The sequence below is a fragment of the Paenibacillus sp. 01L418 genome, assembly GCF_056400045.1.
Genome location: NZ_JBFTSN010000018.1, coordinates 24,107 through 45,009, shown reverse-complemented (window position 1 = coordinate 45,009; position 20,903 = coordinate 24,107). Strand labels below are relative to the sequence as shown.

23 protein-coding genes are annotated in these 20,903 nt (G+C 45.4%); 2 read left to right on the top strand and 21 right to left on the bottom strand.

Annotated elements, in window-relative coordinates; translation table 11 throughout:
- The 18 genes from AC1DSE_RS04570 to AC1DSE_RS04485 form a co-directional block, all read right to left on the bottom strand.
- Positions 1-302, bottom strand: a 302-nt coding sequence (locus tag AC1DSE_RS04570; RefSeq protein ID WP_477527442.1) for a phage holin family protein, incomplete at its 3' end; no start/stop codon positions are given.
- Positions 303-636: 334 nt separating this feature from the next.
- Positions 637-2,118 carry a hypothetical protein gene (locus AC1DSE_RS04565; RefSeq protein ID WP_477510233.1) on the bottom strand — a complete coding sequence of 494 codons (1,482 nt, stop codon included), beginning with the start codon at positions 2,116-2,118 and terminating at the stop codon, positions 637-639.
- A gap of 3 nt (positions 2,119-2,121) precedes the next feature.
- Entirely contained in the window at positions 2,122-3,159 is a 1,038-nt protein-coding gene (locus tag AC1DSE_RS04560) for a hypothetical protein (RefSeq protein ID WP_477527441.1), read from the bottom strand.
- Between the two features lie 4 nt (positions 3,160-3,163).
- Positions 3,164-3,781 carry a putative phage tail protein gene (locus tag AC1DSE_RS04555; RefSeq protein WP_477510235.1) on the bottom strand — a complete coding sequence of 206 codons (618 nt, stop codon included), beginning with the start codon at positions 3,779-3,781 and terminating at the stop codon, positions 3,164-3,166.
- 3 nt (positions 3,782-3,784) lie between these two features.
- Positions 3,785-4,279 (bottom strand): tail fiber protein, encoded by a 495-nt coding sequence (locus AC1DSE_RS04550; RefSeq protein WP_477510236.1) that lies wholly within the window; start codon positions 4,277-4,279, stop codon positions 3,785-3,787.
- A 12-nt stretch (positions 4,280-4,291) separates the two neighbouring features.
- Positions 4,292-5,314 carry a DUF2793 domain-containing protein gene (locus tag AC1DSE_RS04545; RefSeq protein ID WP_477510237.1) on the bottom strand — a complete coding sequence of 341 codons (1,023 nt, stop codon included), beginning with the start codon at positions 5,312-5,314 and terminating at the stop codon, positions 4,292-4,294.
- Complete coding sequence (locus tag AC1DSE_RS04540) at positions 5,315-5,728, bottom strand: phosphoglucomutase (protein ID WP_477510238.1); 414 nt, start codon at positions 5,726-5,728, stop codon at positions 5,315-5,317. It lies immediately after the preceding gene.
- Between the two features lie 3 nt (positions 5,729-5,731).
- Positions 5,732-6,769 (bottom strand): baseplate J/gp47 family protein, encoded by a 1,038-nt coding sequence (locus tag AC1DSE_RS04535; RefSeq protein WP_477527440.1) that lies wholly within the window; start codon positions 6,767-6,769, stop codon positions 5,732-5,734.
- The gene (locus AC1DSE_RS04530; RefSeq protein WP_477510240.1) at positions 6,762-7,163 is read right to left on the bottom strand and encodes a DUF2634 domain-containing protein; all 402 of its coding nucleotides are present in this window, start codon (positions 7,161-7,163) and stop codon (positions 6,762-6,764) included. Before AC1DSE_RS04530 ends, AC1DSE_RS04535 begins: the two co-directional genes overlap by 8 nt.
- Positions 7,160-7,462 carry a DUF2577 domain-containing protein gene (locus tag AC1DSE_RS04525; RefSeq protein WP_477510241.1) on the bottom strand — a complete coding sequence of 101 codons (303 nt, stop codon included), beginning with the start codon at positions 7,460-7,462 and terminating at the stop codon, positions 7,160-7,162. The genes AC1DSE_RS04530 and AC1DSE_RS04525 overlap by 4 nt, the downstream gene beginning before the upstream one ends.
- Positions 7,462-8,430, bottom strand: a complete 969-nt coding sequence (locus AC1DSE_RS04520) for an XkdQ/YqbQ family protein (RefSeq protein ID WP_477527439.1) — start codon at positions 8,428-8,430, stop codon at positions 7,462-7,464. Before AC1DSE_RS04520 ends, AC1DSE_RS04525 begins: the two co-directional genes overlap by 1 nt.
- A 4-nt stretch (positions 8,431-8,434) precedes the next feature.
- Complete coding sequence (locus AC1DSE_RS04515) at positions 8,435-9,100, bottom strand: LysM peptidoglycan-binding domain-containing protein (RefSeq protein ID WP_477510243.1); 666 nt, start codon at positions 9,098-9,100, stop codon at positions 8,435-8,437.
- Complete coding sequence (locus AC1DSE_RS04510) at positions 9,097-11,310, bottom strand: phage tail family protein (RefSeq protein ID WP_477527438.1); 2,214 nt, start codon at positions 11,308-11,310, stop codon at positions 9,097-9,099. The genes AC1DSE_RS04515 and AC1DSE_RS04510 overlap by 4 nt, the downstream gene beginning before the upstream one ends.
- 229 nt (positions 11,311-11,539) lie before the next feature.
- A complete protein-coding gene (locus tag AC1DSE_RS04505; RefSeq protein WP_076269726.1) occupies positions 11,540-11,962 on the bottom strand; it encodes a phage tail assembly chaperone in 423 nt (140 codons plus the stop codon).
- A 32-nt stretch (positions 11,963-11,994) separates the two neighbouring features.
- Positions 11,995-12,453, bottom strand: coding sequence for a phage tail tube protein (locus AC1DSE_RS04500; RefSeq protein WP_076269725.1), 459 nt, complete (start codon positions 12,451-12,453; stop codon positions 11,995-11,997).
- A 1-nt stretch (position 12,454) separates the two neighbouring features.
- Positions 12,455-13,771, bottom strand: a complete 1,317-nt coding sequence (locus tag AC1DSE_RS04495) for a phage tail sheath family protein (protein WP_477527437.1) — start codon at positions 13,769-13,771, stop codon at positions 12,455-12,457.
- A gap of 3 nt (positions 13,772-13,774) precedes the next feature.
- The gene (locus tag AC1DSE_RS04490; protein ID WP_339207325.1) at positions 13,775-13,963 is read right to left on the bottom strand and encodes a hypothetical protein; all 189 of its coding nucleotides are present in this window, start codon (positions 13,961-13,963) and stop codon (positions 13,775-13,777) included.
- Positions 13,964-14,141: 178 nt separating this feature from the next.
- Positions 14,142-14,762: an ECF-type sigma factor gene (locus AC1DSE_RS04485; protein WP_339207323.1), complete on the bottom strand. Its 621-nt coding sequence runs from the start codon at positions 14,760-14,762 to the stop codon at positions 14,142-14,144.
- A 256-nt stretch (positions 14,763-15,018) separates the two neighbouring features.
- On the opposite strand from AC1DSE_RS04485, the gene AC1DSE_RS04480 reads away from it, so the two are divergent.
- A complete protein-coding gene (locus tag AC1DSE_RS04480) occupies positions 15,019-15,444 on the top strand; it encodes a helix-turn-helix domain-containing protein (protein WP_076269721.1) in 426 nt (141 codons plus the stop codon).
- An 8-nt stretch (positions 15,445-15,452) separates the two neighbouring features.
- Entirely contained in the window at positions 15,453-15,863 is a 411-nt protein-coding gene (locus AC1DSE_RS04475) for an ImmA/IrrE family metallo-endopeptidase (RefSeq protein WP_339207322.1), read from the top strand.
- A gap of 357 nt (positions 15,864-16,220) precedes the next feature.
- Here the strand turns inward: AC1DSE_RS04475 and AC1DSE_RS04470 are convergent, their stop codons facing one another.
- The 3 genes from AC1DSE_RS04470 to AC1DSE_RS04460 form a co-directional block, all read right to left on the bottom strand.
- The gene (locus AC1DSE_RS04470) at positions 16,221-17,453 is read right to left on the bottom strand and encodes an aminopeptidase (RefSeq protein WP_477510246.1); all 1,233 of its coding nucleotides are present in this window, start codon (positions 17,451-17,453) and stop codon (positions 16,221-16,223) included.
- Between the two features lie 215 nt (positions 17,454-17,668).
- A complete protein-coding gene (locus AC1DSE_RS04465; RefSeq protein WP_076269718.1) occupies positions 17,669-17,908 on the bottom strand; it encodes a YolD-like family protein in 240 nt (79 codons plus the stop codon).
- Between the two features lie 252 nt (positions 17,909-18,160).
- Complete coding sequence (locus AC1DSE_RS04460) at positions 18,161-20,899, bottom strand: alpha-mannosidase (protein WP_477527436.1); 2,739 nt, start codon at positions 20,897-20,899, stop codon at positions 18,161-18,163.
- Positions 20,900-20,903 lie beyond the last annotated feature (4 nt).

The following is a 20,903-nucleotide window of genomic DNA, read 5'->3' as shown; positions in this document are numbered from 1 at the left end:
TAGAATAAGAGCCCTGGCGTTCCGAGCATCAAGTCAAGTAAATTCGCCAGGAAAGGAAATAACAACAAAAAAACAGTCCTTAAAATACCATGACGTCCGTATTCCGAGCTATAAGTCTCATCCTTTAACGACGCTGCTACTCCTGTTATCCAGTCCATAACTATGGTAGATAAGAGTAGCATGATAGGAAGCATTCTCCCTTCTCCGTATAAAAGATCTATCCAAGGTGCAGCAGCCGCTCCAACTCCTGCAGCTAGTGTCTTGCTTGGAGTAATATCCAATGAAAAAATATATTTAAGCATAACTATTCCTCTTTTCTTATTTCTTTGAAAACTAAGCTTAAATAATTTAAATTAATTTAAATATCTCTACTTTTAAGATTGTCTTATATTGAAAATATTTGGTTTATAATCATGATATTTGCTCATAATTTATTTCTTTTTTATTTACAAATAAAAAGACAAAAATAGAAGTTTTAAGCTCCTCTTCTTGTCTTAATATGTATAAATATAATTAAACTGAAGATGCATGAAATTATACTTAGAAAATGATGTACTACAAAAATCCATCTTACTTAGACTATAAGAGATTAAGCAAAATAAATTGACAAAGAACCTATCATATAGCTCAATTTTTTTAAGCAATAATGTTTGTTCGAAGCCCATCCACATAGTTTGTGCTATTGTTCCATAAAACATCGATAAATGTTGATAAGTCATTACTTAGACCTATAACAAAGGGTACATTTGTTGGTGTGACTGTACCATTCGATGCTCTAAATCTATCACAACCAAGCCATCTTTGACCGTTTGCCGATATTTTAGACATACGTATCGTTGTTCTTGTTTGGTAATACTCAGTAGCAATTCCACCAACATAGGAATAATAAAATTTAGTATAATTCGAATCTTCAATTGTGATGGCTGCATTTTGATTATCTTTAGCTACATCATAGTCAACTAGAGTATAACCTGCGGGTGCTTGATAAAATACAGTTCGAGTGTTTCCATTCTGCGTATCTGTTACGTAAATAGTACCAGGAGCAGTATACTGAGAATCATATACATAGCGACCATCTCCACTGCATTTAATGGTGCCTAAGTATAAATTCGGAAATGTATTGGAAATAATAGTCCACGTACTAGTAACAACATCTAAACGATAGATTTTGGTTCTCTGGCAATTATGAGTAAACACGAATCGACCATCAGCGGTGCAGGCAATTCCCGCCGAACCATAATTTGTTTCTACCCATTCTGGAACATTCCATGAAGTTGTTCCGCCAGAGCTATTACGACGAAGATAAATAACAGGGACTCCGTTATACATGCAATAAGCAAAGAAATAATCTCCATCGGAATTGGTACAAATAGCCGTCGTACTTTGATGTGACATACCCGTAATCTCAGTAATACCATTAATAGGAGTATATCTATAAACCCTAGCCGCCCCCCCTCCTTGCATACCTAAATAGTAAACGACGGAAGCATCATAGCTTGTGCAGGAATACGCACTAGTTTCAGGTCTATAACTTAAGTAACCAGGTGCCGAAGTATGTGTGAATACAGTTCCTGTATATGCTGATGAAATAGTTTTAGCGGTCCCAGTCAAACCAAATAATACCTCACCGCTCTTAATGTTCTTAGAAACTAACTTAGGCTCAGCAGCTTGCAACTGCGACAGGGACACTCTAGCTTCCGAAGTGCCCAATGTACCATAATAACCCTCAGGTAAATATACCGCTAATTGTCCGTCGCCCCATTGAGACGTTCCAGATGCTTGTATAACCCCAGATCTGTATGGCATTGTTCCTTGAAGTCCGAAAATATTCTTATCTGAACGTATATTCGATGCGATAAAATCAGGATCATTTGCAAGTAAAGAGCCATAACCATTTACGTTTAACCCTGAAGTATAATATCCTGTAGGTGGTTCGAATACAAGATTCCCACCTCCGTCTGGTTTGACTGATATAGAATGAGCATATCCTCCACCCAAGACCGATAATGACCTGTTGAGCATTTTTCCTGCTCCATCATAAATGAGTCCAGCTGAAAATTTTTTACCCTCTAGAACTTCCTCAGCTCTTACGTTTCCTGTTACTATAATTTGCCCCATTTTCTATACCCCCATAATAGTCGCTGATACTTCAACTTGACTTGCGATGTTTGAAGTAACTTTAACTGCAATTGGCGTACTTGTTACTGCATTTATATAACAAGGTAACAAGCTATAGCTTCCTACTCCTACAGCTTGTGCATTTAATAGTATCGTTGATTGTGCTCCTGTTACATCTGCATAAGTTACCCTTATTGTTATTGTAGCAGCAGTTAATGCTCGCATATAAATACCAATCAAAAAATTCCCATTAGACGTTGGAGTAAAAGTTGCTATTATCGTTTCTGACGTTGTCGTAATTGTTGTGTCATCTGCTTGCGCCTTCCTAGCGATGTTCAAGCTATCTGTAGCAGATTTAACAAAAGCAGTTGTAGCCAACTGTGTTGTATTTGTTCCTATTACCGCCGTTGGAGCTGTAGGTGTTCCTGTAAATGCTGGTGAAGCTAAATTAGCTTTCGTTTCCAAAGCAGTTGTAATAGATGTAATCGTCATTGAAGGTAATGTATACCAGTTCGAAGAACCCGTTATGCCCTTAATCATATTAGCCAACTTCGACCATAACCGTGTAGGCGTGTCTGCACCTGCTGCAGCTGTTATCGTATCATCAATCGTTCGTGTACCTATTACGGGATCCGTTGCACTATTTACGCTTCCTGCCCCAGCAGCAATCCCATCCAGCTTCACCTTATCAGCCGCAGACTGAAGACCAGCTGCGGAAGTGGTGGCTGCAGCCGTGCTCGCCTTTGCATTCCAAGCCGTTTTCTCAGCGTCAGTCACAAATCGATTGCTCGCATCCTGAGTAATAACGGATGCAGGATGATTAGCCGGATGCACATATGCATTAGCCCCCGCAGCAACGCCTGCCAGCTTGGTCTTCTCCGCTGTCATATAGTCCTCTGTAGATAGCTGCTTCCCAGCCACTTTATCTACTTTGTTGCTAACCGCAGTATCCAAAATATCCGCATTCCCATTCAAATCCGCAATATCGACAACATCTGTTCCTTCCGGTTTTTTCAATCCTAAATTCCCTGTCGTTTGCATATTTTCACACTCCCTCGTAAACTCTTAATTCACTCCATGTCTTGCTTCGCGCTTGATTCCATGTCATCGTTCCTATCTGATTCCACACTGTATAGGTGTATTTCAAAGCAAAAGCTAAATGAGCGGGCTTAATATCCTCTAGCATTTGAATAAAGCCAGCCATATTGGGCGGAATCCCCTTCGTCCCAACAAATACGACCTCGAAACGGCTCTCTGCCGGATATTCAATTACAATCACCTCACCGCCAGAGAAAGCGATAGCCGTTTGGATAATTTTAACTTTAGTCGTCGTACCAGCTCCGCGAAGCTTGGCTAAAATACTCTCGCGTCGTCGAGCATCCGGCAAAGAGGAGTCGCTTTTCAGTCCAAGCACATTTTCCCAGCGCGTCAGTCCCCATGTAGCCGAATGTACAAAATATTGATCAAATGCCGTTTCAATCGCCTCAGCCTGCTCCCCTAGTTCTCCGCCAAGCTTAGATTGAATAGCTAGCATTTCAACGACTTCATAATAATAGGGAGGCAAATATTTCATGAGATCTATTTCCGTATGGAGAGCCTCCTCCCCGTCGTCCCTATCTTCCCCATACGTCTGTTCGCCATATAAAGCTAGACTATAGGACAATACCTACACCCCCTTTAGCTGATTCCAGGTTACTCCCGGTCCAAGCTTTCCGCTGGCTAGATCATAAGCGAGTTTCACCGCATTGGCCGTCGCCGCTTGTACAACACTCGTGCTGTTAACCGCATTGTTTAATTGAACAACACCAGCAGCAGTTACCGACGCAGCAGGCAATCTGGCCACGGCAACGGTACCTGAGGTAATATCTGCAGCCGCGTGAGCATGCGCAGCCGGGGCAAAACTTACAGGTTTGCCGCTAATACCAGCCCAAGGCGCGCTGTCCGCTGCTTCTGCACTATCGATCTTTCCGTTGTTGTTCGTATCGTAAATGCTTTTCAGCATGTCGCCCGTCGCCTGCGCTGCAGCAAGCACAATATTCCCGCCTGCTGTACCGATGTACAGCTTCTGGGTATCTGTGCAGTACCCTAGTTCACCGACTTCAAGCAGTCCAATGCTCGTTTCCAAACCTCGCCTCAATTGAATGAGTACTTTTCTTGGCATCTGCTCGCCTCCTTAGAACGTACCGCCATCAATGACGGCAACCCTTAAGCGATTTCCGTTCGCAGCATCATAAACGATGCTGTCTGCATCAATATTTGCTTCTATGCCTGTCGCATTAACGAGCACGCCTTTGCCAGCTTTTGCACTAACTGCTGCACCTGCAACCGCAATCCCGTTCCCCGCTCCAACGCTAAGGGTGACGGTATCGGCCTGCCCTCCGCCAGTAAGACCGCTGCCAGCTGTAATCGTCTGAAGCGCACCGCCAGTTCGCACCCATGCGGTACCGTTCCAGCTAAAAATCTTCTGCTCATCATCGATGTAGCATGTCCATCCTACTTGCGGCGTGTATAAATCCCAAGCTGTACCGTTCCACTCGGCAATTTTGTTAACTTGCGAGGCCCAAACGCCAGTTGCGCCTGCAGGAATCAAATAACGATCCGCTAAAACAGGTGAAGTCGGCGGGGTCACTAAGTCCTTATCCTTAACCGAAGCTTGCGGCTCGATATTATGCTTCGCCAGCTCAATTTCATTTCTAATCTTTTGCGCTGACCACAAATCGGTTATAGCCAAGCCCGCATCATTAATAAGCCTGTGCTTGGTTGGATCGTCCAGATGCGTCTTGATCTCAGCAGCTGTTTTCACGTTCACACCATCGGACACCTTGTTTACATTGCCGCTGGTAACGTTAGCTTTTAGTACCTTTGCATAGGTTGCACCTTCTGAAATGTCATCCAGCGTTCCCGTCAAATCGGTAACCTTCTGCGCATTGATTCTTCTCCATGCGGTTCCATCATCAGCATACAAATAACCATTGTTTGTACCGCTGCTCACGTAATACAACCTACCCATGGCTGCTGCGGCTGGTCTAGCTGCTTCTGTGCCGGATAACGCGCGACCTACCATGCTATTTGTTGTCCCATCACCGACATAAACTTCCTTCGTATCTGTRCAAAATCCCATTTCGCCAGCCAATAAAGCACCGAATGCAGATAGCTCTGCTTTTGTTCCACGCTTGATCTGAATCGTCTGTGACATTTAATTCCTCCTCAAAAATGATCCGCCATCGATACTTCCGCTTTTCTTGTATCTTTCCACTTCTAATTGTGTTGCAGAAATACTAACCTGCAAATCATTAATATCTGCTGCTTCCACCCGATCGCCGGGCGTCTCGTAGGTAACAAAGACAGCTTCAGCTTGAGCAAAAAGCTTAATTCGGAGCCTCCAAGGCGTCTCAGCCGGTACAGTTAGAAAATAATTCTGTATCTTCTCACCCGATAAGCCGGGTCCTGTATAGACCTGAATGCTTTCCTTGCGTATGTCGTCATGTGCAAGTTCTCCCTCAAATACCCCTCCAAAAACGGCAAGCTGCTCTTCTATAACGTACAGCTCGCTGCCTTCCTTTTTGTTCAGCTTCACCGTAAATTGATCTACCTCCGCAGGATATCGCATAGGCTACACCTCCAATTCAACAAGCCCCGCAATAGGTACTTCATCAATTTCAAGTCCGATATTATCGCTTCCGCCATTCAGTAAAAGTCGATCGTAGTCTAAGACCCCGGGTACTCCTAAGAGCAAAGTACCGAGCTTAGCGATACTCACATAATTAATGCGGAACGCCGTTTCATCTAAATAAGYAGTGAGTGCTTTAGCAAAAGCCGCGCTCACAAGTTGAATCGTATATCCTACTGCAAGTGTAACCTTAGCCTTGATGCGAATAGGCACACTCGAAGCCGAAACGATTGAAACCTCTGCACCGATTGGCCTGTTCTCATTGATAAAATCAAGCACCGCATGCTGCAGCACCTCGCTCGCTGGCTGCTTATCCGAATTGACGATAACAACCTTCACGGTCCCCGGACCATCCCATAAGGGCATCACTCTTGCACCGCCAACACCGGGAACCGACAACGCCCATCTCATATAATCGGATACATTGCCGCTCGTCCCTGGATTTTGAACCTCGGCAAAGAAACGGCTGCGCAGCTGTGTATCCGACTCCTCGTCCTCACCGGGCACCAGCACATCGACTAGCTCTGCACGAGCAAGCGAGCTAATATAATCGATAGGCAGCATATCGCCAAACTGTTGATTGCCAGCTGCTCCCTCTGTTTCACTTTCAAGAACAAAAGAGCCCACTTTCAATCTCTCTCTTACGATGTAATTAACCGATTCTGCCGAAAAACGACTTCCAATCGTCACGTCCATTGCCGCTCCGCTGGAGCCATAAAATTTACCGAGCCGCTTCGCTCTCGTAGCCGCTTGCCTATTGACGCCAAAATCTGCTGTACGCCTAGACAAATATTCCCCGCTCGATGTATCTGCAAAAGCTAAATCAATATTGACGTCCAGCTGAGCATACAGCTCAGAAAGCTCTGCAGCCGCCGGAGCCAGCGCATCATAAATAATGCTGCCTTCCCGCTTATCTACATTCCCTTGTACACGATCCAGCATTCGCTGGAGCAAATAGCTAAAGGTCATGTTTTCATACATTTTGGCTTACCTCCTCTCCAAAGCTTCCAAACTCCGTTACGACAGTAAACTGGACAACGATAGCTTCATCTTTAACGTCGTACTGAAAATCAATGACATCACTCACCCGCTCATCTTGCAAAAGCACCTCTTGAATGCTGCGTTTTAGCTCTGATTGAACATAAGATGGCGATCCTCCAAGTAAACTTTCCAGCTCAGTACCATAATTGGTGCTGTAGCAAAAATAGCGGTACCGCTCTGTTTGCAATATTTTAAATACAGCCTGCTTTACCGCTTCTAACCCGTCAGTCCTGCCTACGATCCGTTTGCTTCCTAAATCAAGCTTATAGGTCTTGCTCGTTTCGAGCTCCTCTACTGTCGTGACCTCCGCAACATTTGCTCCCTGTGGAATCATGGCTTAGCCACCTTATCGAGTACTACAAATTGTTGACCGCCTTGTACGCGGAGCATTAACACCGCATCTCCCGCTTCCAAGCCTGTGCGGATGACCAGCTTTTCAGATGTTTGCAGCTCAATTTCATACTTAACGAGGCTTTCCGGTATAATTAAAAAATCCTCTGATAAAGTAAAACGTTGATCGACGTTTACTTCCAGAGGATTGATTTGAATGACTTTTCCTACCATGACGGCTAGCGGATTCCCTGCAGCGTAGGCTGCGGCTCCCGCTTTCTTGATCGACTCCAATAATGCCATTAAATCACCCTCAATTCCAGCTTCATCGTATGCGAATCCGCTTCGAATTTATGCGAGCATTCATCTACGAGAAAATAGTGGTGAATGCCGAGCTCATCAATCACTACGGGTACATAACATCCCGCTCTAACTCGCAAATCACCAATGGCATCAATACTGATGCTCTTTTGCTCACGATTTTTCAGCTTCATCAGCTGATTAAGCTGTTCATTTATTTGTGCCACATTCATTTTCTCATCCGCCTGCTGATAAAGCAGAAGCCRTCCCCATTTCGCGATTGAAGCGTCATCCTTCTTGGGATGATGCTTACGTATGCCTGCTTCTTTATTATCCTCAAAAATAATAATGTGGTTATAGGTATCGCCGTCAATCGATCGCTTCATTCCATAATCAAACATAAGGCTGTAATCGCCAATTACAAAATCAACCTTCATCTCCTCCACATTGCGCAAGGAAAGCTTTCCGAAATCATCCAAAAGTATAAAATTTCCTCCTGAATGAATGAGTGTTAGATCAAGTGCCTTACAAATAATATCAAGCAGCTTTTTATTATCCTCCAGCATGGATGGAATTTTGTACTTGGTATCCACGAGCACGCCTGTCTCCAAGCCAAAATCATCGGCAATTTTCTTTACAATTTGAGAGGCGGTAACCCCTTGAAATTTATAAAAATAATTGCTTAATAAATAGCGAATCTGATCATAGGCTTTTATCGAGATTCTCTCATCCATACCGGTACTCACTTCAAATACATATCCGTAAAATACATTGATATTATCTTTGAGGACACGAATGACATCGCCATTGTTCACCTCAAATGAAGCACTTTGAAATGGACTTCCTTTAAGCACCGTCATATCCAAACTAGACGCCGCTCCAATTCGTTTCGTCTTGTAGGTCAGCGAAGGAACAAGACTCGTAATATTCCACACTTTACCATTGCGGTTATCAATTAATATTTCCAGCATATTATCACCTCGGCAGCTTTAGCGTCATCCCGATGGGCAGCTTTTTGAGCTGTGCATCCTTAATACCGTTCAGCTTCTGAATTTCCCGCCAACGCTCTTCTTTGTGAAGCTGAACGCGAGCTACTTTAATAAGCGTATCCCCGGCAACCAGCTTATAGGTGCTTGGAGCTTGCTTATCCGATGGCCGTGAGTTAGGCTTCACGCTTGCCGCTCCCTTTTTAATCACTACGGGCCTAGCACCATAAAAAGCAAATTCTTTCAGTGAAATACTGTACTCAATATCCCCAGAGCCCGCCGCTTCCTTCCATTCGAATTTTTCAATGCTCATCGCCAAATTAATATCGAAGGTTGCCCCGGTATAAACAAAACGGATCGGCCACTTTTTCTCCATCCAATCGAGGATAACCATGACATAAAAAGCAGGGTCTATCCATGTTTTGCTGACGACAAACGGATAGTTCGTCTTTGGGAAAAAGCTTTCAAAGGAGATCGTCGTGAGCTTCGAGCTTTGAATGAGATTGATTTCGCCTAAACCGGACACCTCGTAGGTCTTGCCCCCAGCACCATCATTAATTTTAATTTCTGGAGGATTGACCGGGAGCTGGAAGCCCTGCTTTTGATCATTGTAGCTAAGCCAGATTTCATAATCATAATGCGCATTTGAAATCATCTGTTGTACACCCCTTCCGCAGATGAGGCAATTTCATCGTTCAATGAACGCTCGATACGCCCGATAATCGTATCGATATCATAGCCATTGTTAATATCACCAGTTTGCACGCTGACCGTAGGCTGCAGCGACACGAAGTTCTGAATGTTCTTCATCTCCGCAAGCTCCCGCATCGTCTTCAAATCCTCGCTGGAAATCTCGACGCTATCGTTGATTTTACCAACCTCGCCGACTCGGTCGATGTTAGGACTTGCTGCTCCAAATCCACTGCCTGCATCAGCAGTTGGCTTAAGGAAGCCTGATTCCTTATTTAAATCATAACTTGTATTGTTTTTCTTTTTCTGCAAATCATCCATAAATCCCTTACCATAACTCGATCCATTATTAAAGGCTTCTCCAAGGTCAGATTGAGCCATTTTGTATTTAGAGAAATCCACAACATTTTTATCGCTCGTTGGTTTAAACTTATCGATTTGGCTCGTGTCGAATCTGCCTTTTATTTCATAATCTTTACCAGTAATCTTGTTCAATTTAGCAAGAACCCAGTTTATTCCATCAATAAAGCTGTTAATCATCCCGCCAAAGAAACCAACCACATTTTGGGTGAGATCAAAAAAAAGCTTTTTAATCGCATATACAGGGTCAATAAAAATGTTAACCAAAAACTCAGCAACCGATAAAATGATATTCCACAAATAGGCGAAGCCATTTTTCAATGCCGTAAATAATCCGAAAAATAAGCCGGAAACGAAGCCAACTACCTGCTCCGTCGTACCGCCAAAGTATAGAAATAGACCTACCAATAAACCTATCACCGCGATAATGAGCAATATAGGCCAAAGTGCCAGCAGCCAAGCACCTGCTTGTGCCAAAATGGGGGCAATCATTGCCCATAAGGCTGTAAGTATGGTTGGCAGCAGTACTGCTCCAGCGAGCATAAGAATAGAAGCGATAAACGGCCAATTGTCCAAAAACTGACTAAACAACCACAGTGCCCCCTCGCCGACTATGGCAAGCTGATTGGCTACGAACGTTAATCCGTCTCCAAAAAGAGTGAAAAAGGCTTGAAACTTCTCACTTTCTACTAGTTCATTAAGCTTATCCAGCAGCGGTGACATTGCCGCGACTGCCCCCATACCTGCAGCAGCAAAACCAGATTGAATCGTATTTTGCAGCTTGGCGATTTGGTTTACTGGGCTAGCGCCGACTGTGTTTAAAGCTTCTGTTCCCAAATTTGCTTTTTCTCTCATCGCATCGAGCGCATTAAGAAAACCATCCATATCCTTGGCTTTTTCGAAACCAACATCTTTAAAAGCTTCTTCACTAATATTAAATTGATCCATTAATCCGGAATAATCGCCTTGCATAGCTGATTTTATTGCACCTGCTGCATCCTCCGAGCTGCCACCGTTTGGATCTAAGGTAGACAACTCCATCGCCATATTGGTCATCCGATCCAGCTGTCCCGTATTTTGAGCAGTTGGCATAAGTGACAGTGCAGTCTTTATGGCTTCGTTTACATCTACGCCATTTTCAATCGCATTTCCACGTATATTCTCGTATAGCGGCTCTCCAACTTTAGTACCGCCGGAACGAGCAAGCAGCAACGCTTTTGAGTTGCTCTCTTCCATAGCCCCGGAAATCGCCATGCCAATCATTTGTGTAAGCTTTTGTCCAGCGCCGAGTATTGCAGATTGCCATAATGATGCCCCCTCTTGAGCGGCATCAACGATTGCGTCAGGTGCTGGTTCACCACCTGCTGGGTCAGCTGGATTTGCTTCATTGTTCTGAAACATCTCCATGATCGTATTAAAAGCTTGTACAGCAGAAAAAGCACCTTTTAATATATCAAGAGGTTCAAAATCCAGAAACCCTCGTCTAGGCCTTCCTTCACCAGAACCGTCTGGATTTCCTGAACCATCAGGATTTCCAGAATCTCCTGAATCACCACCCGGAGGAACTGCTGCTTCTCTTAATCTTTTAACCGATTCAGTAAACTCATTCATAGAGGAAGTTGCCTTCGTCAATTCAGTGTCCAGCTGAACGGTTTCAACACGCATTTTATCAAAAGCATTCACTAATTTTTCGCCTTGCTTTGTTGCTTCAATAAAAGCAGCATTCAAACGATTCATGAAATTAATAAAGGCTTCGGCTGAACCTGTATTGGYAGACCCGCCATTCTCAATGATAGCAGGGGAATTACTCGCCATCCTTCCACCCCCTTCACACGGGCAAAAGCGCTCCCTCATGGGAGCGCGGCCCGTCCTTATTTTCGTTTTGCTTTGGCGCGCTGTTTCTTCTCGTTCTCGATACGAACGTCGATCATGGCATAGATCGCCGCTTTCTCCCGCCGAGTCATGGTCATGAGCTCATGCGGAAGTATACGAAGCTCGTGGAGGGCGTAATAAGCGTAATTCGCTTCTCCGTCGCCCTCTTTTATTAGTTTTTTACTTCATCTGCCAAATCGTTTAGGCTTTGGTTAAAGCCATTAATTTCCTGCACTCGTTGTACGAGTGAGGCATATTCGCCAGGGAGAAGCATTTTGCGCAAAAGGTTCTCAGCACCGATGATGCCGTACGATTTTTGCAAATCTGCATCCTTTAGGTTCGGGAATTGAATGCTGCTGACAACAAGCTTAGCCAAATACTCGTCTGTATTGGTTTCTGGAGTGAATGCGCCATTTTTCCCCTTTACCTTGCGGGTAGATGACTTGCGGCACTCCTCGTTCTCCGCTTCCGTCATGCTGCGCAGCTCCCAAGCGACAGCCTGTCCTTCTGCATCCTTAAACCGATCCGATACGATAAACGGCTGCGTTGACTCCACAGCCGCATTTTGTGCAAAAAATACACTTAAATCACTCATTGTCTCTTGCCTCCATCATTTTTAATTTCGCCTTAAGAAAGAGCTGAAAATTGCTCCGCAATATCCAATCCTTCAAAAGTGAATTCCAACTCTTCTTCAAGAGCTTCGCTTTCCGTATCCAGCTTACCGATAATGACCTTATTCAGATTCACCTTATGAAGGAAAACCGTCTGCTTGCCCGTAGCCGAAGACGGATCTTCATTAATAATGGAAATATCAAAATAAGCATCCACGCCGGTATTCACATAATCCAGCATCATCTGGCGGAATTTTGACGTTACATAATAGATGGTCATCGTACCTGTACCCGACCATCCCGTCGCTTTATGCTGCAAACCGCGGTGGCCAAGCGTCTTGATCTCAGCCTTTTGCTTCTCAATGCTTGCCTCCAGCGTCTTGATATAAAACATCTCTTCCTGCAAACCATTAATAATGGTATAAGCCCGTCCTTCGCGGCCCGAAATCGTATCTCCTGCGTTCAAAAATGCCATATTACTTCACCGTCACTTTCATATATACTTTTTCTACGCTATCAACCGGTTGGATATGAGCCTCAATAATAATGCTGTCCGTATCGACACCAGCTGCAACCGACAAATCGGCTTGGGCTTCAAAGTTTTGAATAGCATTGAGCGACTGAAGATTGTTCAAATATTTCAAGCACTCGTTGCGGAACAGGCTTCTGCCATCTGCGTTATTATCAACTTTCCCAATATAAAACGACTCGAAAATGTGTTTAAAATCGTTCGCAATGCCGTCCAGCACACGAATGACTCGGTTTTTGGAGAAGGCTTTGCCTTTCTCTGGCGAGTAGCCAGTGAACGTATTAATATCCTGCTCAACAATGACTCTGCCGCCGCTTACCGTGAACAGAAACTCACCAGCTTGCAGCGCCTCTACCGTTTGCGAATTCGTATAACGAATGTCCGCATCAGCAGCTTCCTCATAGGCTTCATAGGTCAGCGATTTGTTCATCGGTGCTCCGGCAGTTGCCGCAGCAACCCAAACCGTTGCCTTCTGTGCGTCAAGAACCGTTCCATCCAGCAGCTTGACGCCGTTTTTGACGCTGATGACCCCTTCAGAATCAGCAGACGGATAATTCGCCAGCACGACCTGAATTTTGCGGCCTTCTTCCTCGCGCAGACGGCGGGCAAAAGCGGCATATACCGATTTTAAGGACAAGTCGGCGGATACTAGCGCTATGGTATTAAAATCCTTCAGCTCAATTTGCGCCAAATAGTCGGTATGGTCTTGATTCGTTACGGTACCATTGGAGCCGCCAACAAGTGGAACGCCTGCTGCTAACGTCAATGCTCCTGTACCGCCGAAGCTTACAAAGGCATTCGATTTCAGCTCTGCGATATTCGCTGCTGTTTGTGAGTCAACTGCCTCTTTAGCTACAAAAGTGATGACATCAAATCGTGCTTCATCGTCAACATTTTGTTTGACCGCAACGGTGATGTCATTGCCTCGAACACCGCCGAATTTAGCTGTAAGCGTTAGGCTGCCAGCGACAGCCGTCGCTTTTGTTCCTTCGTTTAGTCGGTATAAGAGCAGTGTTTTTGCTTTCTTGAATGCTTCGCGTACCAGCAATAGCTCAGGCGCACTTAGATCATAACCAAGCAAGCTTCGCAGATCATCGCCAGCGTTGATCGCAATAACGGCCTTCGACTGCCCCCAGTTAAGGTTTAGCGGTACGGACACCGTTCCGCGCTCTCCCATGCTGCCTACCGTTTTCTTCTCGCCAACCAGGTTAATGTAAACGCCGGGGCGCACMTTATTTTGTGATGTATAAGTTCCTCCTGCCATGTTCTACATGACCTCCTTTTTCAAATAGGCTGTTATCATCGATAACGCTTGTTCGTGAGTATACGTTTCTTGCTCCAACAGCACGGCGGATAGTATATCCTTCTGGGAAGGCGTATACCGTCTAGCCGACTTCAGCTGCTCCTTGCTGAACCTTGGTTCCAGCTCAGCTTCCTGCAATCTGCTTTTGTTCATTTTGTTCTGCCTCCGCCCTCTTACGATTTGCACCATTTCACCCACCCGCGCTCACATCTGAGCCACCTCCTCATCTGGATAAGACAAAAGGGACGCTCGGTGTCGTCCACCGCTCGTCCCCGTTTATGATCTTTGGTACAATATCATAATATCACGGTTATTTGAGCGAAAACGGACATTAGGCGGACAGAAAGCGGACAACTTCTTGAAGCGCCTTTTGCTTCCATCTTCGGAACGTGCGATCAACGATACCCAGCTCCGAAGCAACAAACTCTGTAGGCTTTCCTTCTATAAAACGAAGCTTCAGCAGCCGAGCGTAATCGGGCGCATATGCTTCTAACGCTTCAAGCGCTTGATCGATAGATTGCAGCTGCTTCTCTATATCCTGAAGCTCGCTTATTTTATCGATGACGCCCATATAACCTTCAAAGCCGCCCGAGCCTTCTCGCGCTTCAAGCACCTTCTCAATCTTTTTCTCCAGCTCTCGCAGCAGCTTTTCATCCGCTGGACTTGCTGTAGCACGGCTTTTCTTTACTTCGTTTAGCTGCGCTTTCGTTCCAATAGGATATTTCGATAGATTCGCATGCGCCGCTGCTTCGATACGCTGATCCTGCTCATCCAAGTACATATAGGAAGGCAGCTTGCGCAGCTGCCGATGAAGCTCCTGCAAATGATCATCCTCAGATACTGCACTTAGCCTCATGCCTGGTCCTACCGAGGTACCCTCCAGCTGTTTCTTTCTCGCTTTTAGCCTTTTATACGCATGTAATTGATCAATCACCTGTTGTTCTGCATTCATTCAAATAACCTCCCCTAGGTTTTAATGAATATTGAGTATTTAAAATACCACTCACAACAAAAAAAAATAGCGACTTCTCCGGTATTGACAATACTCCTAATCAAAAATATACTTACTTTTAAGTAGTTAAAATAGCGATTATGATCTACTGATACATTTCTTTAAGTGTTCGTCTGATGAATCTCATTGTATTTGGTATTTTAATTACCGTCAAGTATTTAAAATACCGGATATTCAAAAACGGAGGGTATTTATAATGTCATTGGGTGCACGAATTAAACAACTGAGGGTTGAGCGCGGATTAACGCAGCAGGATGTCGCCGCAAAGCTCGAGATGGGCCGCTCTAACTTTGGTCATATCGAGAATGATCGGGTAACACCAACAAGTGAAGATTTGCAAAAAATGGCGGATATCTTACTGACAACAACCGATTATTTGCTTGGCCGCGATGCAGCCTCGGCAACTATACCTGAGTGGGCTACGTATAAAGATAAGCGCGACTTTAAAAAGCTGCTTGAGGAAGACGGGGAAATTATGTTTGACGGCGTGCCGCTTAGTGCTACCGATCGTCAGCGCGTCATGGATGTGCTTACAGGGTTGTTCTGGGAAGCTAAGCATATGAATAAGCACAAAAAAAAGACCGAGCCGACTAACGATGCTCCTGATGATGCCAAAGGGTAGGTGTTGCTATGGATAAAATGATTTTGAAGCTCATTCGAAAATATAAGACTAACGATCCATTCATCATCGCTGAGGGCCTTGGCATTCATATCCGTTACGCCGACCTCGGAGAAGGCACGCGTGGTCTCTATTTCAAAAAACTGCGCCGCCGGTTTATTGTCATTCACGATTCGCTTCCGGATAATTGGCGCCGCTTCGTATGCGCGCATGAGCTCGGGCATGACCGCTTGCATCCTGGCTTCAACCGTTTTTGGCTGGATGAGCAATCGTTTTTTAATGTTGGAAAATATGAGAGACAAGCTAGCAAGTTTGCCGTAAGGCTGCTGACAGCAGGCGATTCTCCTGCTCCCAGCGAGACGCTTGAAGAGCTGCTAAGAAGAAATGGCGTGCCTACGGAAATGCAGAAGTTTTATTTTTAATTAGCTGTATTCTGCTTCATTCAATGAATGTGCTGCTGTGCAAATTCACACTTACAGGAAAAGCTCCCGCTAATCCAGCTGAAATTGGCGTATTTACCGCGTTTAACTGGAAATACTCCTGTTAATATCGTGAATACAGCCTTAAGTACTTGCGATTGGCTGAATTAGCTGGAGAAATTCCTGTTAACGGGCATTAAATGAGCAAAGCTGATTATTTAACAGGAGTTTTCCCCTTTACTTCGAGTACAAATCACATACGAACTCCCAGCTGCACCAATAAACACAAAAAGCTCCTATACCACAGCCAATGCTGCGGAATAGGAGCCTTTTTACATAGACGTCATGAAATCAAAACAATTAAATCGCCCAATTGCCGTTGCGGAAGATAGGCTCGCGAGTGCCATCCTGCGTCACACCGTCAATATTCATATCAGCCGAGCCGATCATGAAGTCTTCATGCGTAAGGCTTCTGTTTGCACCATGAGCGAGAAGCTCCTCAGGTGACATTTTTGTACCGCCTTGGATATTGACCGGGTACGCTTGACCCAGTGCAAGATGACAGGACGCGTTCTCATCATACAGTGTATTGAAAAACGTCACATTGGAGTTCGAAATCGGTGAATCATGCGGCACTAGCGCTACTTCACCGAGATGTCTTGCCCCTTCATCCGTGTTCAGCAAATTAGTGAGCGCCTCATATCCCTGCTCAGCGGAATGATCGACTACTTTGCCATCCTTAAAGGTCAAACTGAAGCCATTAATGACTTGACCGTTGTAATTCAAAGGCTTGGTGCTGCGAACCGTTCCGTTCACACCATCCTTATTTGGCATAGTGAATACTTCTTCCGTTGGCATATTCGGATTAAAATAAACGCCCTTTGCATTTGCTTTGGAGCCGCCTAACCAAATATGTCCATCCGGCAGGTCTATCGTCAGATTCGTGTCTGGCGCTTCATATTGAAGCTGTTTGTAGCGCTTGCCATTCAGCAGCTCAACCATCTGAAGCAGCTTGGCATTATGCGCTTTCCACGCTTGAACAGGATCTGAAAGGCCAATCCGGGTAGCATCAACAATGCGTTCCCAAAGCTTCTGCACCGCTTCTTCCTGTGAGAGATTCGGGAATACTTTAGCTGCCCATTCCGGAGTAGCATAGGATACAAGCGACCAAGCATTCGTATGATTCATTAGTGAACCGCGATAGCCGCTAAGCGCAGTTGAAGCTGTTTTTGATGCTGTTGCAACGCGCTTCGCATCTACATCGTTAAGCAAGTCTGGGTTCGGAGAGTAAATCGTAATAAATGCCGCCCCATTTTCCACAAACTCTTCCCAAGCTTTGGCACGCCACATCGGATACTCCGAGAAAGCCTCTTCAGGAGCCTGCTTGTATTTGATGCGGGAAAGCTCCTCATCGTTATATTCCACATGGACATTTTTTGCGCCTACTTTATAAGCCTCAGATGCAATAAGCCGTACGAGTGGAGCTGCTGTAATTGGTGCCATGACAACAACCGTTTGTCCCTGCTGCACGTTGACGCCAACCTTAACGACCAGCTCTGCGTAATTTTCTAATTGTTGCGGTGTTGGATACATGTATGTAAATCCTCCTTCATAATCAGTTCATTTGTTGCATCGTCCATAACCTTCTTCTATTATAATCCTCCAAGGACAATTGCTCAAATGATGCAGGCTCGAACATATCCATCTAGGCAATATTCCAGCTTAAAAAAAGGCCCCCAACGCTCAACGAATGAACGAGGGAAACCTTTTATAGAAAGCTCATATGTTATTGCTGCCCGGYTATGATATTARTAAGGGCTTTCCACCTTCATAATATCCATGAAAGGAACCTTTGTTACGCTGCCCATGTATTCCACATGAACCTTTTTTGTTCTTGAATCGAGCACCGTAATGACACCTCTTACTTGCTCTGCAGCCCATATCGTAAGAAGCAGCTCTGTGCCTTCTTGCTTTGCTTCAACCAGCCGCTCGCCCAGCTCTTCCAGCTCAAATTCATCTCTAGTAGGCCTTTTTGGTCCTTTTGCCACCTTGTTCCCCTCCTGCTAGGTATGTACCCGTATTTTCAATAAAAAAGGGCCCCTCCGCTCGAGGAGACCCTGTTCCTATCGATCTAAGTTACGCGAATATATCTATTATAGCATGCCGCAACTTTCTCTGTTAGCGATATTGCGAGAGTTTCAGCAACAATTATTGGAATGCGAGATCATAGCCTGAACCTCTCTATTGAATAAAAAGAAGCCCTCCGTATGGCAGTCCATAGCAGAGGGCTTCGTTACTATTTATGAATGCTTAATCCCAATGGTCAAAATCTCACAAGGACCAACCGATACTTCAAGCAGCGATTGTCCATCTACAGCAAGATTTTCGACTTCATGCTCAAGCACATTACTTTTATAAGCTTGTTCAAGTGACACAGCTGCTGCTTCTGACAGCTTAAGCGCCGTTTCAGAAGGCTTCATATTATACCATCTAAGCATGAAATCGCCAGATTGCTCATTCACCTTCATGGAGGAGAATGCTAGTCCACTGCCGTCCCAAGCGAATAAAGCGCCGTTTGGAGCAAGCTTGCCGGCATGAACGCCTGTCTGGCTAACCGTCCACGGCACTTGGAACTGATATGCCGCTGCATATGCGCCGGATGCAACTCCGTCGCCGTTATGCGGAAGGATCGTCAAGCTGAAGCTTTGCTCACCCAAGCATTGTGCTTCTGGTGTAGGGAATACGCCCCAATCGCCAAGCTCAGCAACTGCACGAAGCAATGTAATCGCAATGGTGTTACGTCCATCGCGCAATACTTCGTATTCATTTAGGCCAAGGTTGGCAACCGTCAAACCAGCTTGCTCGCCGCTCACATCGACAAACGCCTGTTGATGCTGTGCGTTGCTAGGATTGATCCACTCTGCTGCCGGCTCGTTATCACGCGTTGCAACCTCAAAGATGGAGTCCGCTTGATGAACAGCTGTTTCCAAATCTGTTGGGAACAATACGCGAACCCGGTGGTCCTTCGCTTGGTTGTTGAAGGAGGATTTCCATTCTACCCCTTCGCCTTTGCGGCTTATTGCAATTTCAGTCCGAATTGTAAGTGGAACTGTTGTTTCTGTACGTTGTGACTTCCGCTCAGGGAAATAAACAGCCTCTTGCTTCTCAACTTCGAAGTATGGTTCTGCTGAAGCAGGAACTGCCCATTCATGAACGATCTCGAATGCCGCACGGTATGCCGTATTCTCGATTAGACGAATGCTTGCAGGTACACCCTTCGTTGTCAACGTTTGCTCGCCGGTTGGCTGCTTGTACATATATTCGTTGCCGATATCGCCTGTATTCTCATACACGCCAAGCTCGCGATAGATTTGACCGCTGCGTTTATCGGTCAAGTTAAACAATCCGTCCTGTGCGATATCAATTCGAAGCCATTCGTTCTCAAGCGCATGCTCGCAAGCAACCAGCGATTGTGATGGCTGCAATTCTGCTTTCGCATTCCGAACATAGCCATAAGCTGCCAAGCCTAGCGCAGCAACTTCCGCTGCTTCGAATGTCAGCTTCACTTTGCGGCTCATATATGGCTGACGGAACTTGTCATCTGGCAGATCATAACCGAATTGAAGCCCCATATCAGAAGCTGTATGCGCAATGGCTTCGCCGCTTGAATTAACAAGCGTTCTGCCCGTTACATCGACAGCATACATTTTCCTGTTCATCTCATCCAGCGACAAACCATCACGGAAGTAAATGCGAGCGATGTCCAGCTCAACCTCTACTACTCCGCTGCGATCCCAGCCCGTTGTATTATACACAACAAACGGCAGTGCATCTTCACCATATTGTTCAAATATGGAAGTGTCAACCGCATCGGCAATTATCACTTTGCTATCGTCAATAATCGCTTCCGCTATATGACGGCTCTTATCGAAGCGAGTCACCATCTCACGGTGAACCTCGTCCACGCTGCAGCCGCAAATGCTGTCATGCGGATGGTTCTGCATCAGTGTTTTCCAAGCGTAAGTAAACAAGTGATGCGGGTATTCGTGGCCAAGTGAATAAGCAAGCGCAGCAAGCGGCTCCGCTACCTTCTCCAGCATGGCTTGACCAAGCTGATTCATTTGCTTCAAGTAAACACGTGCGGAAGCTGTATTCACGAGCGTTGACCAGCCGTCTGTACGTTGGCTGCGAAGCTCGCCTTTCACGACAGACAGCTCGCGTGTAAGCGAAGCATTCACCGACGCCAAATAATCTTGGAAATTCGAATGAATGAATTCTGTATCAGGGAAAAGCTCTCTTGCTGTTTTCAGCGCAGTAGACAGATCCTGCTGAATCGGCTGATGGTCGCATCCGTTCATGAACAGCAATTGGCCTGTAGCAGCATACTTCTCTGCCTCAGCCAGCTTGCGCTCCCAATATTCCTTGGCGCTTGCTTCATCTGTAGGCACTTCCATGCCGTTKCAGTACCAGTTGGCGAACAATACGCCCAGCACTTGCGAGCCGTCTGGCCCTTCCCAAATCAGCTCAGAGAAGGAAGATTCATAATCGGAATCTGCTACTGTATTGTTAAAGCCCGTTGGCTTCACGCCTCTGCCAAATACCGCATTATCGATGCCGGCTTGACGCAAAATTTGCGGAGCTTGGCCGATATTTCCGAACGTATCTGGAAAATATCCAACTTTGGCAATCGTTCCATAACGGCTTGCATCCTGATGCCCGATTTGCAGATTGCGAAGATTCGCTTCACTGCTTGTCAGGAAGGCATCCTGCAAAATATACCAAGGCCCGATCGGAATACGGCCTTCTTTAATATAACGTTCCAGGCGCTCACGATTCTCTGGGCGAACCTGCAAATAATCTTCCAAAATGATCGTTTGGCCATCCAAATAAAAGCTTTTGAAGTCCGGATCCGTATCGAGTGTATGAAGCAGCGTATCCATCAATTTCACTAGCAATACATGGTGCTTCTCATATGGCAAATACCATTCCCGATCCCAGTGGGTATGCGAGATGATATGGGCTGTTCGTTTGTCTTTCATCACT

Coding starts and splice junctions, on each gene's coding strand:
- AC1DSE_RS04475 (WP_339207322.1), top strand. CDS start 15,453: ATGGATAAAATGATTTTGAAGCTCATTCGAAAATATAAGACTAACGAT.
- AC1DSE_RS04540 (WP_477510238.1), bottom strand. CDS start 5,728: ATGCGATATCCTGCGGAGGTAGATCAATTTACGGTGAAGCTGAACAAA.
- AC1DSE_RS04490 (WP_339207325.1), bottom strand. CDS start 13,963: ATGAACAAAAGCAGATTGCAGGAAGCTGAGCTGGAACCAAGGTTCAGC.
- AC1DSE_RS04550 (WP_477510236.1), bottom strand. CDS start 4,279: ATGCCAAGAAAAGTACTCATTCAATTGAGGCGAGGTTTGGAAACGAGC.
- AC1DSE_RS04530 (WP_477510240.1), bottom strand. CDS start 7,163: ATGATTCCACAGGGAGCAAATGTTGCGGAGGTCACGACAGTAGAGGAG.
- AC1DSE_RS04480 (WP_076269721.1), top strand. CDS start 15,019: ATGTCATTGGGTGCACGAATTAAACAACTGAGGGTTGAGCGCGGATTA.
- AC1DSE_RS04565 (WP_477510233.1), bottom strand. CDS start 2,118: ATGGGGCAAATTATAGTAACAGGAAACGTAAGAGCTGAGGAAGTTCTA.
- AC1DSE_RS04500 (WP_076269725.1), bottom strand. CDS start 12,453: ATGGCATTTTTGAACGCAGGAGATACGATTTCGGGCCGCGAAGGACGG.
- AC1DSE_RS04485 (WP_339207323.1), bottom strand. CDS start 14,762: ATGAATGCAGAACAACAGGTGATTGATCAATTACATGCGTATAAAAGG.
- AC1DSE_RS04470 (WP_477510246.1), bottom strand. CDS start 17,453: ATGTATCCAACACCGCAACAATTAGAAAATTACGCAGAGCTGGTCGTT.
- AC1DSE_RS04560 (WP_477527441.1), bottom strand. CDS start 3,159: ATGCAAACGACAGGGAATTTAGGATTGAAAAAACCGGAAGGAACAGAT.
- AC1DSE_RS04505 (WP_076269726.1), bottom strand. CDS start 11,962: ATGAGTGATTTAAGTGTATTTTTTGCACAAAATGCGGCTGTGGAGTCA.
- AC1DSE_RS04525 (WP_477510241.1), bottom strand. CDS start 7,462: ATGGCATTATTGGAGTCGATCAAGAAAGCGGGAGCCGCAGCCTACGCT.
- AC1DSE_RS04515 (WP_477510243.1), bottom strand. CDS start 9,100: ATGATTTCAAATGCGCATTATGATTATGAAATCTGGCTTAGCTACAAT.